This window comes from Maribacter polysiphoniae (assembly GCF_003148665.1).
GTDB classification, from domain to species: Bacteria; Bacteroidota; Bacteroidia; order Flavobacteriales; family Flavobacteriaceae; genus Maribacter_A; species Maribacter_A polysiphoniae.
Genome location: NZ_QGGQ01000002.1, coordinates 444,935 through 461,262, shown reverse-complemented (window position 1 = coordinate 461,262; position 16,328 = coordinate 444,935). Strand labels below are relative to the sequence as shown.

The 16,328-nt window shown below is 42.0% G+C and carries 12 protein-coding genes; 4 read left to right on the top strand and 8 right to left on the bottom strand.

What is annotated here, in order from left to right; genetic code table 11:
* The first annotated feature begins 81 nt into the window (after positions 1 to 81).
* Positions 82 to 3,057 (top strand): protein translocase subunit SecDF, encoded by a 2,976-nt coding sequence (secDF, locus tag LX92_RS06340; RefSeq protein WP_109649437.1) that lies wholly within the window; start codon positions 82 to 84, stop codon positions 3,055 to 3,057.
* Positions 3,058 to 3,113: 56 nt separating this feature from the next.
* Here the strand turns inward: secDF and LX92_RS06335 are convergent, their stop codons facing one another.
* Both LX92_RS06335 and LX92_RS06330 read right to left on the bottom strand, forming a co-directional pair.
* Positions 3,114 to 3,494: a hypothetical protein gene (locus tag LX92_RS06335; RefSeq protein ID WP_109649436.1), complete on the bottom strand. Its 381-nt coding sequence runs from the start codon at positions 3,492 to 3,494 to the stop codon at positions 3,114 to 3,116.
* A gap of 438 nt (positions 3,495 to 3,932) precedes the next feature.
* On the bottom strand, positions 3,933 to 5,177 hold the full coding sequence (locus LX92_RS06330; RefSeq protein WP_109649435.1) for an ATP-binding cassette domain-containing protein: 1,245 nt from the start codon (positions 5,175 to 5,177) through the stop codon (positions 3,933 to 3,935).
* Positions 5,178 to 5,385: 208 nt separating this feature from the next.
* Here LX92_RS06330 and LX92_RS06325 point away from each other — a divergent pair, with 208 nt between their 5' ends.
* Positions 5,386 to 8,154 carry a phosphoenolpyruvate carboxylase gene (locus LX92_RS06325; protein WP_211315835.1) on the top strand — a complete coding sequence of 923 codons (2,769 nt, stop codon included), beginning with the start codon at positions 5,386 to 5,388 and terminating at the stop codon, positions 8,152 to 8,154.
* A gap of 33 nt (positions 8,155 to 8,187) precedes the next feature.
* Here the strand turns inward: LX92_RS06325 and LX92_RS06320 are convergent, their stop codons facing one another.
* The 6 genes from LX92_RS06320 to folE form a co-directional block, all read right to left on the bottom strand.
* On the bottom strand, positions 8,188 to 8,709 hold the full coding sequence (locus LX92_RS06320) for a GNAT family N-acetyltransferase (protein WP_244915923.1): 522 nt from the start codon (positions 8,707 to 8,709) through the stop codon (positions 8,188 to 8,190).
* A 4-nt stretch (positions 8,710 to 8,713) separates the two neighbouring features.
* Positions 8,714 to 9,205: a DUF192 domain-containing protein gene (locus LX92_RS06315; protein ID WP_109649433.1), complete on the bottom strand. Its 492-nt coding sequence runs from the start codon at positions 9,203 to 9,205 to the stop codon at positions 8,714 to 8,716.
* A gap of 34 nt (positions 9,206 to 9,239) precedes the next feature.
* On the bottom strand, positions 9,240 to 10,202 hold the full coding sequence (gene lgt / locus LX92_RS06310; protein WP_109649432.1) for a prolipoprotein diacylglyceryl transferase: 963 nt from the start codon (positions 10,200 to 10,202) through the stop codon (positions 9,240 to 9,242).
* A 118-nt stretch (positions 10,203 to 10,320) separates the two neighbouring features.
* On the bottom strand, positions 10,321 to 10,560 hold the full coding sequence (yidD, locus tag LX92_RS06305) for a membrane protein insertion efficiency factor YidD (protein ID WP_109649662.1): 240 nt from the start codon (positions 10,558 to 10,560) through the stop codon (positions 10,321 to 10,323).
* A 22-nt stretch (positions 10,561 to 10,582) separates the two neighbouring features.
* Positions 10,583 to 12,064: a cysteine--tRNA ligase gene (gene cysS, locus LX92_RS06300; RefSeq protein ID WP_109649431.1), complete on the bottom strand. Its 1,482-nt coding sequence runs from the start codon at positions 12,062 to 12,064 to the stop codon at positions 10,583 to 10,585.
* 15 nt (positions 12,065 to 12,079) lie between these two features.
* Positions 12,080 to 12,760: a GTP cyclohydrolase I FolE gene (gene folE / locus LX92_RS06295; protein WP_109649430.1), complete on the bottom strand. Its 681-nt coding sequence runs from the start codon at positions 12,758 to 12,760 to the stop codon at positions 12,080 to 12,082.
* Between the two features lie 134 nt (positions 12,761 to 12,894).
* Here folE and LX92_RS06290 point away from each other — a divergent pair, with 134 nt between their 5' ends.
* Positions 12,895 to 14,703, top strand: a complete 1,809-nt coding sequence (locus tag LX92_RS06290; RefSeq protein WP_109649661.1) for a T9SS type B sorting domain-containing protein — start codon at positions 12,895 to 12,897, stop codon at positions 14,701 to 14,703.
* Between the two features lie 127 nt (positions 14,704 to 14,830).
* The gene (locus tag LX92_RS06285) at positions 14,831 to 16,264 is read left to right on the top strand and encodes a T9SS type B sorting domain-containing protein (RefSeq protein WP_109649429.1); all 1,434 of its coding nucleotides are present in this window, start codon (positions 14,831 to 14,833) and stop codon (positions 16,262 to 16,264) included.
* Positions 16,265 to 16,328 lie beyond the last annotated feature (64 nt).

The following is a 16,328-nucleotide window of genomic DNA, read 5'->3' as shown; positions in this document are numbered from 1 at the left end:
CATAAATATATTGCCAATTCTTAGGGTAAATCATATATTTGCAGGCTGTTGAGAAAAGCTCACTTAAAATATTCATTACCAATGCAAAATAAAGGACTTATAAAGCTTTTTGCCTTCTTATTCGGGCTCGTTAGTATCTATCAATTATCATACACGTTTATTACGGCTAAAATTGAAAACGATGCTGAAGAATATGCAATCAATAAAATATCGAATTCCGAGGAGGATTATCTTTCGAAAAGGGAAGAGGTTGAACTCAGTTATCTCGATTCCATTGGAGGCAATTCAATATTAGGATATACCACGTATAATGAAGCTAAAAAGAAAGAGCTGAATAAAGGTCTTGACCTTAAAGGTGGAATAAACGTGACACTGCAGATATCTGTAAAGGATATCTTGAAAGGTCTCGCTGATAATACAAACAGTCCTATCTTCAATAAAGCCTTGGCCGATGCCGATGCCGCATCCAAGAGTAGTGATGATACGTATGTCGATCTATTTTTTGAGGCATTCGATAATATTAAGGGAGATACCAAATTGGCCTCACCTGATATTTTCGCGAATAAAGGTTTAAGTGATGAGGTGAACTTTCAAATGACCGATGATGAGGTTAAGCCCATCATACGAAGAAAGATCGATGAGTCCATTGTTTCCGCTTTTGAGGTATTACGGGAACGTATCGATGGATTTGGGGTTACACAACCTAATATCCAAAGGGAAGGAAATTCCGGTCGTATTTTGGTCGAATTGCCAGGGGCAAGGGATATTGCAAGGGCCCAAGAGCTTTTATCAAGTACCGCCCAATTGGAATTTTGGGAAACCTATGAGCAGAACAATCCTAGTTTTGGAAACTTTATTGTTGCTGCCAATGAAAAACTAAAGTCACTTGTTAAAACGGAAAAAGTCGAAGAGCCGGTAAAAGAAGAGTCTGAATTGGATTCCTTATTATCCGATGTTACCGATTCCTTGGATCTTGCAAGTCAAGTAAATCCTTTATATGATATCCTATTGCCTGCAAATCCAGGTACCCACGCCATGTTTAGGGCAGCGGTTAAGGATACCGCCAAAGTAGGGGAATACCTTAGGATGCCAGAAATTAGAAGGTTATTGCCTGCGGATATACAGTATACAAAGTTCTTGTGGGAACGACCTTCCACCAGTGATGTGGAAATACTTGATCTATATGCCTTAAAATCAAATAGATCGAATACCCCAAGAATAAGTGGGGACGTCGTTAGTGATGCACGTGATACTTATGACGAATACAACAAGCCTGCGGTATCAATGAGTATGAACTCAAGGGGTGCCAAGGAATGGCAGAAATTAACCAGCGATGCGAATGTCAATAATACAGGTATTGCGGTTGTTCTGGACAATAAAGTATATACGGCTCCCGGTTGTTCCGTTGTAGGTGGTATTTCCGGTGGTGGTACTGAGATCACAGGTTCATTCACCGTTGAGGAAACCAAGGATATTGCCAACGTATTACGCGCCGGTAAACTTCCAGCGAAAGCGGAAATTATACAATCGAATGTTGTAGGGCCTTCTTTGGGCCAAGAGGCTATTGATAGCGGTTTTTCTTCGTTCTTGATTGCCATGGCCATTGTGTTGATCTGGATGGTGTTCTATTACGGTAAGGCCGGACTCTTTGCTGATGTTGCCTTGTTGTTGAACATTCTTTTGATTTTTGGGGTGCTAACCAGCTTAAGTGCGGTACTAACATTACCTGGTATAGCCGGTATTGTTTTGACCATAGGTATGGCGGTTGATGCCAACGTACTTATCTTTGAACGGATCAAGGAAGAGGTCGCTAGGGGAAAAGGAAAGTCCCAAGCGGTTGCCGATGGTTTTGGCAATGCCCTTTCATCGATTCTGGATGCCAACATCACTACTGGTTTAACGGCATTGATCTTGTTCCTTTTTGGTTCAGGACCTATTAAAGGATTTGCGACTACCTTATTGATAGGTATCATTACTTCCTTGTTCACTGCAATATTCATTACAAGGTTATTGGTAGATTGGTATTTGAGCGGTAAGGAAAGAAAGTTGGATTTCTCAACTTCCTTAACGAAGAATCTATTCACAAACTTGAATATCGATTTCTTGGCCAAGCGAAAAATCGCTTATGTGATTTCAACGGTTATGGTTGGGATAGGATTGTTCTCTTTGTTCTTTGGACCTGGTTTGCAACAAGGGGTCGATTTTATAGGAGGACGCTCATACCAAGTTCGTTTTGAACATGAGGTGAGTGCTTCAGAGATTGCTTCTGAGTTGAATACGGTTTTTGGTAGTGGTACCAATGTGAAAACCTATGGTGAGGCTAATCAGATTAAAATAACCACTCCATATAAAGTGGAAGCGGAAGGGGTAGAGGTTGATAATGAGATTCAGGATAAACTATATACATCCCTACAAAAATACCTTCCCGACGGAACTACAAAATCCGATTTCATTGTTGGTAGTGCGGATAAAACTGTAGGTATCATGCAGTCCATTAAAGTAGGGCCTACCATTGCGGATGATATTAAGAAGAATGCCTTTTTGGCCATCTTAGGTTCTTTGGCGGTAGTGTTCCTATACATCCTTTTACGTTTTAGAAAATGGCAATTTTCATTGGGTGCGGTTGTGGCTGTATTCCATGATGTGCTGATCGTATTGGGTATTTTCTCCTTAACGGGTAAGATAATGCCATTTAATATGGAGATTGACCAAGCCTTTATTGCGGCTATATTGACCGTAATCGGATATTCGCTGAATGATACCGTGGTGGTATTTGACCGTATACGTGAAATCATCGGTGAGCGCGGATGGCGCGGTGGGGACAATGTTAACTCTGCTGTGAACAGTACCCTAGGTCGTACGTTGAACACCTCATTAACTACAATGGTCGTATTATTGGCGATATTTGTTTTTGGTGGTGAATCGCTGCGAGGGTTTATGTTCGCTATGATCGTTGGTGTTGTTGTAGGTACTTATTCATCTGTATTCATTGCGACTCCTGTCATGTTCGATACATTGAAAAGGAAGATTGCCTCAGGAGAGGAAATAGAAGAATAATCAAAAATCGTTACAATAAAAAAAAGACCGCTTTTAAGCGGTCTTTTTTTGTTTGATTAAGAATCCAACAACCATTTTTTGGCTTCTTTCTCCGTGGTGAATATTTCACACTGGAAACCGAAATTGCGAATGAAGGTGGCCATGACCTCATATTCCAAGTGAAGCTTTTCATCGTGGATGACCCCTGAGAGTTTGTAATGGGGTTTAAAGCCGATGTCATTCATTTTATCGGTAAGTACAAAAGTATTGTCCAGTTTGAGCCTTCTGTCCAATTTGGATATGGCCAGTATTTTGGTCAGACCATGTTTTTCGCAGACAAGGGGTATTTCAGACCATATTTCGAGGGTTTCACCCAATTCATCAACAGTATCACGACTCCCGTCAAATTCGGCTTCCAGATAATCATCATGTACGGTCAGTTTAAGAGAGATAGGCATAATCGTTTGGTTTTTATTTTAGTAGCCGTTGTAAGGCTTCTGCTTCCAGCGTAAATATTTTTATCGTGAAATTCAATAAGGTCCTGCAATTTTCTCTTAATATTAGATTTCTTCCCCCAAGAAAACTTATCTATGGCCTCAGCTATTTCAAATATGTCGGTTGTAATCGACCTTCTATTTTAGAATGAACCAGTATTCGGTTCAATTTTGATAATTCGCAAAGAACGGTCATTTTTTTTCAAATACCTACACCTTCCTGTGCTTCATTTCCTACGGATCTTTGGCCGGTCAATTCAATTTTTGAATATGATTTTCAATCTGATGGGTAAGCTTTACTGCCATTTTAATTCGGTAAGGTTGCTGTACTGGAAAATCAAATGAATATAGCCCTTTGGGCTGAAATGCCAAATGATATCCATCAGTAGTGAAAATACAACTTTAAGATTTGGTAATTAGCCCTTTGGAACCGTTTTGGGTTTTTTGTAGTACAAATTTGAATTGGGGTTGCAGGTTGGGTTCTGTCCTGTGGGAGACAAAAATGATTGTAGACTGACTCTCTTTTGCGATTTTGTTGACCAACGAAACCAATAATGCTGCGGATTCATCATCAAGTCCGGCCGTAGGCTCATCCAGGATCAGTAGTAAAGGGTGTTTTACCATGGCCCTTGTCGTCATCACCAAACGTTTTTGACCCATGGTCAAATCGTGGAAAAGGGTGTCTTTCAAATGCCACATGTCAATAAGTTGTAACCATTCTTTGGCCAATCGTAATTGGGCTTCCGTTGGTTGCACATATAGTCCGATCGAATCGAGGATGCCTGAAATCAACATGTGCTCCAAAGTGTGGTAGCCGGTAAACTTGTCCGTCATAGATGGGGTAAAATAACCAATGTTCTTTTTTATGTCCCAAATGCTTTCCCCACTTCCTTTTTTGTGGCCAAAAAGGTAGAGTTCCTGTCCATAACCTTTAGGGTTCTCTCCGGTAATCATGGAAAGAATGGTGGTCTTACCGCTTCCATTAGGCCCGCTAAGCTCCCAAAATTCACCCTTTCCTATGTGCCAGGTTATGTTCTTTAATATGGGTCTTTCGCTATAACTGACATTTACATTGTTGAGTTGGATCAACAGGTCGTCTACGAAGTGCATGGGTTTTAAAGGTTGGGGTATGCTACCCATGAATACCTGGTTATTCCCTGCGTTGGTCAAGGATTCCAAAGTTGTTGGTTCAATTAGGGTATTCCCCTCAAGTTTGGCATAGTTGGTAATAAAGGGTAAAAGATCCTGCCTCCGGCTTATGATTTGAATAATGGTTGTATGCTTCGCAATGTCATTAAGCTGTTTTTGTAGCGCTTCTTGAAACTGCTTGTCGAGATTGTCAAAAGGATTGTCAAGAACCAAATAATCAGGTTTTGATTCCAATAGATGGCTTAGGAGTACCCTCTTTTGTTCCCCGCTCGACATGGAGTGCAAACTTTGATGGCTTCCATGCGATATACCACTATCGCCATGTCTGCTTTCCTCATCGATAAATTTAAGTAAGGTCAATTTGGAGAATAAGGATCCTCTTAGATTTGAAAGTGGTTCAAAAGGGTTAGGGGGGGCGCTACTGAAAAGTGCCTCCGTGAAATTGTCAATGTTGGAGGTGTTGTCGATGAAAATAGCCCAATGTTTCTCTTTCTTCATGCCGTGAAACAATTTTTCGTCAAATATACGCGGTAATGGAAGTATATTAAAGTGTTTGATTCATTAGCTTTTACTATTGTTTTCAATAAATCGATTGCATAATGTTATTCCAACATTATTATGTGTTTTATGTGGTAAGGCACCTTTGTTTTTTGAAAATAATAAGGTATTTTCCATGTTCGGTTTAGCCGATAAAAATGACATAGAAATGGAAAAAGGTATGACACTTGATACTGTTGAGAAAGAAATGGGAAAAGCCTATAAAGGGCTTCGGTTTTTGCTTGAGGCCCTATATGAGGTTTTGATTGAAAATGGTGAGGCCGATATAGCAAAGTTTATCCCCTGGATCAATACGGGTCAACTGCATGAACTCCCGATCACTCCCAAAACCATCCAATTGTATTCGCTCGTGTTTCAATTGGTGAATATGGTAGAAATAAATAATGCAGTCCAGAACCGGAGGTCTTTGGAAGAAGCCGACCTTGCAGGGGTAAATGGTCTTTGGGCTTCTAACCTTAAATTTTTGAAGGAAAGGGGAATGGGTGAGAAGGAAATCATACCCTTGCTAAAGGAAATATCCATAGAGCCAGTCCTTACGGCACATCCCACAGAGGCAAAAAGGGCCACGGTTTTGGAACACCATCGTGAACTGTACTTGTTGTTGGTGAAATTGGAGAACACCATGTATTCAAAACATGAAAAGGCCCATATCAGGAATACCATAAAACTTAGCTTGTACCGTCTTTGGAAAACTGGTGAGATCTATTTGGAAAAACCCGATGTGGAATCCGAATTGCGAAACATTGTGCATTATTTGGTGAATGTTTTTCCAGAGGTCATCCCAATCGTAGATCAGCGGTTGGAACAGGCTGTGGATGTATTGGACTTGAATAAGAGTGCTATCCAAGGAAATCATGCCTATCCCAAAATCACGTTTGGAAACTGGGTTGGGGGAGACCGTGACGGTCACCCTTTGGTGACTGCCGATGTTACACAAAATACATTGTTGCATCTTAGGCTTAATGCCTTTGTGGTCATCGGTCGAAAATTGAATGAATTGGTTCGTCGCCTTAGTTTTAGCATTCCCTTGGAGAAATGTTCCAAAGCCTATCAAGAACGCACCAACGAAATGGTTGCCGAATTGGGTGAACGTGGGGATAAGGTATTGCACCGTAATGTAGGGGAGGCCTTTCGGCAAATGATCTCTTTGATGATTGCGAAATTACCGGTGGATACAGAACGCGGGCATGCTACAAAATTGTCGAAAACCCAAGGGGCGTATATACATTCCTCCCAGTTGCGATCGGATCTTCGATTGTTGCAAAAAGAATTATTGGGATATGGGGCAAAGTCCACAGCCTATGAGGAAGTGACTTCGGCCCTACGTATTGTGGAGGTTTTCGGTTTTCATCTTGCAGCGTTGGATATACGACAGAACAGTGATTTTCATGATAAGGCCATTGGGCAGCTTTTAAAGGCGGCACACTGGGATGAAAGTTCCTATATCGACTGGGATGAAGAAAAAAGAATTGCCTTTTTATTGAAGGAATTGGAACATGCCAGGCCATTTGTGCATGTGAAAACGCCATTGGACAAGGAAGCGAAGGCGGTAATGGATTGTTATCGAACAATTGAGGAACATACTGCCACCTATGGTTTTAATTGTATTGGATCGTTCATTGTGAGTATGACCCGTTCGTTCTCAGACCTTATGACCGTTTATCTTTTGGCCAAAGAGGCCGGACTTACATTTATGGTTGAGGAAGGTTTGGTTTCAAAAATCCATGTGGTGCCGCTGTTGGAGACCATTGAGGATTTGGAAAATGGTCCTGCTATCCTGGAAGCTTACTTCTCCAATCCAATTGTGCAACGATCATTAAAATACCATCAGGAGCAGCAAGGTCTAAAACGACCTATGCAACAGATCATGATTGGTTATAGTGATAGTAATAAGGACGGAGGTATCATGTCCAGTAACTGGCATTTGTACAAGGCCCAATACAAATTGGCGCAGTTGGGTGAGGAATATAATATCGACATACGTTTCTTCCACGGTAAGGGTGGCTCTATTAGTAGGGGGTCTGGTCCCACACATTATTTTATTAAGGCACTGCCGTATAATTCCCCCAATGGAAATGTCCGGTTGACCGAACAAGGGGAGACCATTGCCCAGAAATATGCGCACAAAGTGAATGCGGCTTTTAATCTGGAATTATTGGTGGCCAATACCCTAAGCAAAACATTAATGGATAAAAACAATGATCGCAGCTACCATGATAAGGCTGGGATTATTGAATGGTTGGCTGAAGAGAGCAAAAACCAGTATACCAGCCTAATAAAATCCGATGGTTTTATAGCCTACTTCAGGGCGGCAACACCTATAGATGCCATTGAAACCAGTAAGATTGGATCTAGGCCCTCTAAAAGGACCGGGGCGAATACCTTGGCGGATTTACGGGCGATACCTTGGGTCTTTTCTTGGAGTCAGGCCAGCTATCATATGACCAGTTGGTACGGATTGGGTTCTGCCTTGAAAAAATTGAAGACCGAACGACCAAATCAGTATCAAGAGCTTAAACAGGCGATAGAGACAGATGCCTTTTTGAAATATGTATTTACGAATGTGGATAGCAGTCTTGTTGCCACCGACGAGAAGACTATGCGACTGTATTCGGAACTGGTGCCGGATGCGGAATTAAAGCATAGGTTCCTTTCAAAATTTTTGGATGAATTGAAGTTGATGCACCATCATATGGATGACCTAACGGGTAAACCCATAGAGGAAAGACGGAAGGATCTTTACTATTCCAATCACTTAAGGGCGCCCTTGATGGATAGTTTGCATGCGAAGCAAGTGGCGTTGTTGGATAGGTGGAGAACGGAGAAAATCAATAATCCCGAGGCTGCCCAAACAACCCAAATAGAACTTATGTTGACGATCAATGCCATAGCAGGTGCCAATCGTAATACGGGTTGATAAGTGGGCGGAATTAAAAAAATCGAGTATGCCCTATTTGTTGATGACGCGATAAATATGGACCGGGTTGTTTTTATAGGTAGTGGTCTTATCCCATGCCATTCCGTTGTTTAGGGCTACCCGTTGTGAGGGTTTATTATCTACATGGATTAGGGAAATCAGGGAATTGGACAATTTGTGTTCAAAGGCAAAGGATTTACATTTTTTTGCCGCTTCCGAGGCATACCCTTTCTTTCTGTGTTCAGGGAGTAAAGAGTATCCTATTTCGAGCTCGTCAATACCGTCCACGGTTTGTTTCAGTAATCCGCATTGCCCTATAAAAACCCCAGTTTCTTTATGTATAAGGGCATTCATGCCGCCTAAATTGTACCGGTAACGAAAAAAAGCCTTATCAAACCATTTTTGACAGGCTTCTTCGGGGTGTAACGTTTCTTCCGACCAATATTCGGAACTTGTTGGATCGGAGAAAAAAGGGAGCCAATCCTGGAAATCGGATGGTTCTAGCTTTCTATAAATCAATCTTTCAGAGGTCTCTCCGAGTAAAAGACAATCCACTTCCCTAGTCTTTTTTGAATTCCATCCTGTCGCCAACTTCAAGGAGCCATTTTTCCGCAAGGCCTGCATTTACTTCCAAAGCGTATTTTGCCGGTACCTGTGAGGGTAACAACGTTTCATCGAAAGGGAGGGCATTTTCCTGAAAGCTGACGATGTTTTGGTTCTCATCCATAAAGATGATATCCAAACCAAATTCGGTGTTCTTCATATGAAAATAATGCTGCCTTACATCGGGGAAGATGAACAGCATTCCTTGGTTTTCACCCATTCCCTTGCGATACATAAGTCCGGTTTCGGTTTCGTAATCCGACTCCGCTATCTCAATATCCAAGGAGGTCAGGATAGAATCGGTCTGTGATTTATATATGGTCAGGGTGCCTTCTTTGGTAAAGGTCACAGCTTCCGTTTTGATGACTTTCTTGGTATCATCCTTACAGGAAACAAACCCTATAAGCATGATCAAAAAAAGAAGTGATAGCTGGCTTTGTTTTTTCATGATGTCTAGATGAAATGACCAAGTTATATTCAAATTAGGATTTTTGGGTGCTTGGTCTTAGCATAAAATAAAGACCTATGATAATGAAAGGAATACTCAACCATTGTCCTGTTGATAAAAGCCCTAGGGTTTCCTCAAAGCCCCCTTGGCTTTTCTTGACGAATTCAACAAAGAATCGAATGGTCCATAGCACTACTAGGAATAGGCCAAATAGATATCCCAGTTTGTCCTTTTTGTCGGTTTTCCAATACAGGTAATACAAGAGTATAAAAAGGAAGATATAGCACACCCCTTCATATAATTGGGCCGGATGGCGATACGGAATCTGATTGAGGTATTCCGAAAATTGGGCTTTGTGCTCTATGGCATTATAGGCGGCGTTCACTGTTTTTTCCTTGGTAATGGCCAAGGCCTTTGAAGGATGCATGTCATCTGAATCGCGAATGAACTTGGTGGCGAAAATAAAGGATCCATCGGTTATCTTACCGTTGATCTCCGAATTGAAAAAGTTGCCCAAACGAACACAGAAGGCACCGATGGAGACGGGAATAACGATTCGGTCCAAAATCCAAAGGAGTTTAAATTCCGGGAATTTCCTGGTGTATAGGTACATCCCAATGATTACCCCTATAGCCGCACCATGGCTGGCCAGTCCGGTAAATCCGGTAAATTCATATCCGTTGATAAAGCCGAAAAGGGTACTGCCCGCACTTTCGCGTATGGGTAAGAGAATCTCGGCAATATGGTTTTGGTAATAGGGCCAGTCATAAAAGAAAACATGGCCTAGGCGGGCACCAAGCATGGTGGCAAGTACGGTGTAAATGAAGAGGGAGTCCAGTTGCTCAATGGATTTTTTCTCACTCGTAAAAATACGTTTCATGATGAACCAACCAAGGGCGAAAGCAGTGATCCATAATAAGTTGTAATATTTTATCTGAAGGAAACCAATTTTGAACAGTGTTTCATTCGGATTCCAAATAAGGCCTAAAAAGTGCATATGTAAAATTTGAATCGCTAAGATAAGTATTTAGTACAAAGTACTTCCTATGCCGATGTTGGTATTTGTTCATTTGATTGGATTTCCAATTCGGCATTAATTACTTACCAAGGTGTTTTCAAGGAACGGGGTCATAACCTTTTCCTCCCCACGGATGACAACTGAAGATGCGCTTCAATGCCAACCATCCACCTTTAAAGAGTCCGTGCTTCTTCAAAGCTTCCACGGTGTATTGTGAACAGGTTGGACTGTATCTACAAGTTGCAGGTGTATAGGGTGAAATGGCATATTGATAAAACCGCACCAATAGCACAAAGGGTGCGATCAGTATTTTTTTTATCGTGATTTTCGTTGCCATACCCATTAAGGTTTTGTCCGATTCAGGAAACGCTGAACGTAGTGCCTTCCTTGCCGTCCTTCAATTGAATGCCCATGGCCGATAATTGGTCACGGATCTTATCGGAGGTAGCAAAATCCCTATTGCTACGCGCTTCATTGCGCAATTGGATCAGCAGTTCAACAACACCTTGAAGTTTATTGGAATCTTGGTTGCTTTCTGTCTTGTGTTCCAAACCTAAAACATCGAATACGAAATCGTTGATGGTTTGCTGTAGCAGGACTTTATCTGCATCGGTAATTTTTTCTTTCCCTTCCTTGATAAGATTAATATGCTTAACACCTTCAAACAGATGGGCAATAAGAATAGGCGTGTTGAAATCATCGTTCATGGCGTCATAACATTTTTGCCGCCACTCGGGAATATCGAAATTGGAAACTTCCGCGGTTGGCAGATCCTTGAGGTTGTCAATCGCATCCATTAATCGATGATATCCTTTTTCAGAAGCCAAAAGGGCATCATTGCTCAGGTCCAAAATACTGGTGTAATGGGCCTGCATCATAAAAAACCGTACTACGGAAGGCGTAAATGGTTTGCTGAGTATATCGTTCTCGCCAGAAAAAATTTCGCCAGGAAGTATGTTGTTTCCTGTTGATTTTGCCATTTTCTTACCATTCATGGTCAGCATGTTGGCATGCATCCAATAATTAACCGGGGAGTGGCCATTGCTGGCTTCGGCCTGGGCAATCTCACATTCATGGTGTGGGAACTTCAGATCCATTCCGCCACCATGTATATCAAAGGTCTCACCGAGATACTTAGTGCTCATGGCGGTACATTCCAAATGCCATCCAGGGAAACCATCTCCCCAAGGTGATGGCCAACGCATGATGTGTTGGGGTTCGGCTTTTTTCCAAAGGGCAAAATCCTGCGGATTCTTTTTTTCACTCTGTGCTGCCAATTCCCTAGTGTTGGCAATCATATCCTCCAATTTCCTGCCACTCAATTTACCGTATTCATATTTCTCGTTGAATTTCTTCACATCGAAATATACCGATCCATTGACTTCATAGGCATATCCCTTTTCAAGGATTTCCTTGATGATTCCCAATTGTTCAATAATATGTCCCGTAGCTGTTGGCTCTATACTAGGGGGTAAGAAGTTGAATTGATCCAGAATGTAATGAAAGTCCACGGTATACCGTTGTACGACTTCCATGGGTTCGATTTTTTCCAATCGAGCCTTTTTTGCAATCTTATCCTCGCCCTCATCTGCATCATCGACCAAATGTCCCGCATCGGTAATATTACGTACATAACGGACCTTGTAGCCCAAATGGCGCAAATACCTAAAAATCATATCGAAGGACATAAAAGTCCGACAGTTTCCCAAATGAACGTTGCTATAGACCGTAGGTCCGCAAACATACATGCCAACATGGCCTTCATTGATGGGTTTGAAAATTTCCTTTTTACCGGTAAGGGAATTAGAGATCCTGAGGGTTTGTTCCTGGTACAATTGCATTATAAAGGAAGAAGGTTAAAACTTGGTTTCTAGATTCAAATATTCCAAAAATTCACTTCGGAGGGCCTCGTTTTTAAATTTGCCCCCGTATTCTGCGGTAACGGTGCTACTTTCGATATCCCTTATTCCCCTTGAATTTACACAGAGGTGCTTGGCGTCGATGACGCAGGCTACATCCTCAGTGTTCAATACCCTTTGAAGTTCACGAACGACCTGTATGGTCAAACGTTCCTGAACTTGGGGTCTTTTGGCGTAATAATCGACAATGCGATTCATTTTTGAAAGTCCAACAACGGTACCGTTGGAAATGTATGCCACGTGGGCCCTACCAACTATGGGTAGCAAATGGTGCTCACAGGTTGAATAGACTGTGATATTCTTTTCAACCAACATTTCACCGTATTTGTATTTATTGTCGAACGTAGAGGAATTCGGCATTTTCTTAGGGTCCAGGCCGCTAAAAATTTCCTTTACAAACATTTTGGCGACTCTATTTGGAGTACCCATAAGACTATCGTCATCAAGATCAAGGCCCAAAGTGAGCATAATCTCCCGTACGTTCGTCTTAATTCGTTCTATCTTCTCATTATCGCTCAATACGAACGCATCATCACGTAATGGGGTGTCTTCGGCAGATGAGACATGGTCATTCCCGATTTCTTCATATTGCTCTTCCAATGTGCTATCCATTTTCATTTAAAAAAACTTTAGAGAACGGCAAAGATATACATTATATGGCACTTTATAGTGTAATGGCCCTATTACACAACATAAATTAGTGTTAAGGAATTTGGCCGTTTATTTTTATGGACTATAAGTTCAAACAACGAATGAAACATAAGGGTAGTTGGTTTTATTTAGCCTTCTTGTTTGGGGTTTCCTGCGTATTTTCGCAAGTTGCCCCTGACTGTGTCAATGCCGTGCCTATATGTAACAATACCCCAGTGAATGGTGGTACCCTGGATTTTGGGGTCGATGATTTTTATGGGGCGCAAATGACAGGCTGTTTGGAGGCAACGACCACAGGGGCCATAGAATCCAATTCGGCCTGGTATCGATTCAGGACCGGGGCCTCAGGACAATTGGGTTTTAATATCGGTTTTGATACATCGGAGGATTGGGATTTTGCGTTATATAAAACGAGCGATTGCAATGCCTTGGGTGATCCCGTACGTTGTAACTTTTTTGACAATAAGGATGAGGACGCCTTTATTGGGGTGGGAGAGGACCCTACAGGGGATTTGTCCAATGTGCAGTATGAAGAATGGCTCCAGGTTGAACCGGGAGAGGATTACTATTTGTTGATCAATAATTTCAGTAACAGTAATTCAGGATTTTCAATTCAATTTTCAGGGAATATTTTTGTGACCAATCCATATGACGCATTGGATTGTTCCATTATCAGTAATTTATTGGGACCTCCCATAGCAGCTTGTGAAAATGATATTGTTACACTCGATGCTACCTTGGGTACCGCCATTACGTATGACTGGTATCAAGATAACGGACTTGGTTTTCAACCTATTGTAGGGCAGCATAATGCAGTACTTCAAGTTTCTACTAGTGGTACCTACAGGGCGAATGTGGGGATGCCCGATGGCAGTACGGTCATAAGTGATGTACAAGTGTTTTATTCGACCCTACCTGTCGCATTTCCTTTAACTGATGATGCATCATGCTCGGGGGCTACGAGCTATAATCTTTCCCAAAAGGATATCGAGGTATTGGGAACCCAGAATCCTTCAGAATTTATCGTGAGTTACCATGATACCATGGCAGATGCAGCCAATGGTATTGATGTATTGCCTAAAACCCTTGCAATAGGTAGTGGTTCACGAACGATCTATGCACGGGTCACCTCTATAGACAATCCCAAATGTTATGATGATTCACAGTATTTTCAATTGACCAATCTCGAATCTCCCGTAATGGATTTTGAAACGGAGGTTTATCTTTGCGACCAACAATTAAGCGTGGTCATAGGGGAATCCTTGCCGCCAGATCCCAATTACACCTATCTATGGGATTCCGGGGAAACGACATTGAGTCTTGAAGTGTCCCAAGAAGGAACCTATACGGTTACGGCAACAAATTCGATAGGGGGATTAACCTGTAGTGATGTTAGGACCGTAGAGGTTGTCAAGTCGATTACTCCGGTTATTACCGATGTGTTGATCGATGATTTGCAAACGAATAATACGGTGACCGTATTGACCAATGTCACTTCGGATGTGGAATTTCAGTTGGATGACGGGGATTTTCAGGCCTCGAATGTGTTTTTGGATGTACTTCCCGGTTTACATAGGGTGACGGTTACGGATCGGAATGGCTGCGGAACCCTAACGGAACAGATCACGGTCGTAGGTTTTCCAAAATTCTTTACACCCAATGGTGATGGCCGAAACGACTATTGGCAAATTGTGGGTATTTCCGAACTAGAGAATCCCGTTGTAAATATCTATGACCGTTTTGGTAAGTTGGTAAAACAGCTTGATGAAACCCATACGGGGTGGGACGGACGTTATAATGGGCGTCCATTGCCCTCATCGGATTATTGGTTTGAATTGAGTTATATCGATTCCAGCGGACAACGGATGAACGCGAAGTATGTTAACAACCACTTCTCCATAAAAAGATAGCTTGCCGTAAATCGGGAATTAGCGGGTATTTTATCGATTAACTGCATAAAATTCCGTCAAGATATAATAAAATAGGGGTGTTAGAGTTATACTAAATGTTACAAGTATAATGTTAGCCCCATTTTCTATGCGAACACTTATTTTTGTTCTTGGTTGTTTATTGCTGTTTTCCACAGTGTTAAATGCCCAAAACTCTCCAGATTGTAGGAGTGCCATTCCCGTTTGTGCCGATGGTCAACCTATCATGCCCTTTGTGGATGGTAGTGGGGATGTCGATGATTTTGATCCCGATGTAATTCGTCAAAGTGGTTGCTTGGAAAAAGGTAGTGTTAGTTCTGCCAATATCGAGAACAATACTTCTTGGTTCGTTTTTAGGGCCGGTACAGGCGGACAGGTAGGTTTTGATATAGAGGCATTGCCGATAGGTGGTGTTGGAACCCCGACTGCTGAGTGGGATTTCGCTGTTTATGGCCCTTATGATCAGACCAGTGGGCAAAATTTCTGTTCTATTATAAGTAGTGGTGACGATCCCATACGATGTAACTACGAGGTTAACGATACCAATTTTACAGGGATAGGTGTCAATCCTGAGAATGGGGTTGAAGGCGGACCCTTTGTAAAGGGAAGCCAGAACACCTATGATGAATGGTTGGATGTACGCCCAGGTGAGATCTACTATATACTTATTAATAACTTCAATACCAATTTTGACGGTGACCCTGAACAATTTTCATTGACCTTTACCGGTAGTTCGGTTGATGCCGATCAGGATAACGCCTTGGATTGTACGCTACGTGATGAATTTTTAGGATTGGATATCGTAGCTTGTGAAGGGGATCCCGATATTGTGTTAACCGCGCTGAATTCCCCAGCAGGTCCAGATATTGCAAATGTGACCTGGACTGTTGATTATGAGGATGACGGTGTTGTGGATGCTACTTTGGCCGATGGTCCTTCAGAAACCGAGTTGACTGTTTCCAGTCCAAATTCAGGACGATATTTTGTTGAGATACAGACCTCTTTGGCGACCGTGATAACCGATGATATTCTAATAACATTCTATGGTGCGCCCGTATTGGACGAGGTTATTGTTCTTGACGACCTGGCCGATAGTAATAATATTGAGATTGTTGTGAATGGTAATGGGGACTATGAGTATGCTATCAATGGGGGTGATTTTCAAGAAGACCCTATATTCAATGATGTGCCTCCAGGTATCAATTCCGTTATCATCAATGACACCAATGGTTGTGGTACAACAGAGTCTATTGATTTCTTAGTGGTGGGTTATCCGAAATTCTTTACACCGAATACGGATGGTTATAATGATTACTGGAATATATTGGGTATAGAGACCCTTATTGATCCTGTGGTACATATCTTCGACCGGTACGGTAAATTGATAAAACAGTTGGACGCCATGACCATAGGATGGGATGGAACCTATAATGGTCGCCCCATGCCCTCGTCGGATTATTGGTTTAAGATGGAATATTCACGGGATGAGGAAGGCGTGATCGTGGCACGATCATTACGGACCCATTTTACATTGAAGCGATAAAAAGCGATTGCCTTAAATAAAAAAAGCCCCGGACACTAATGTCCGGGGCTTTTTTATAGGATGT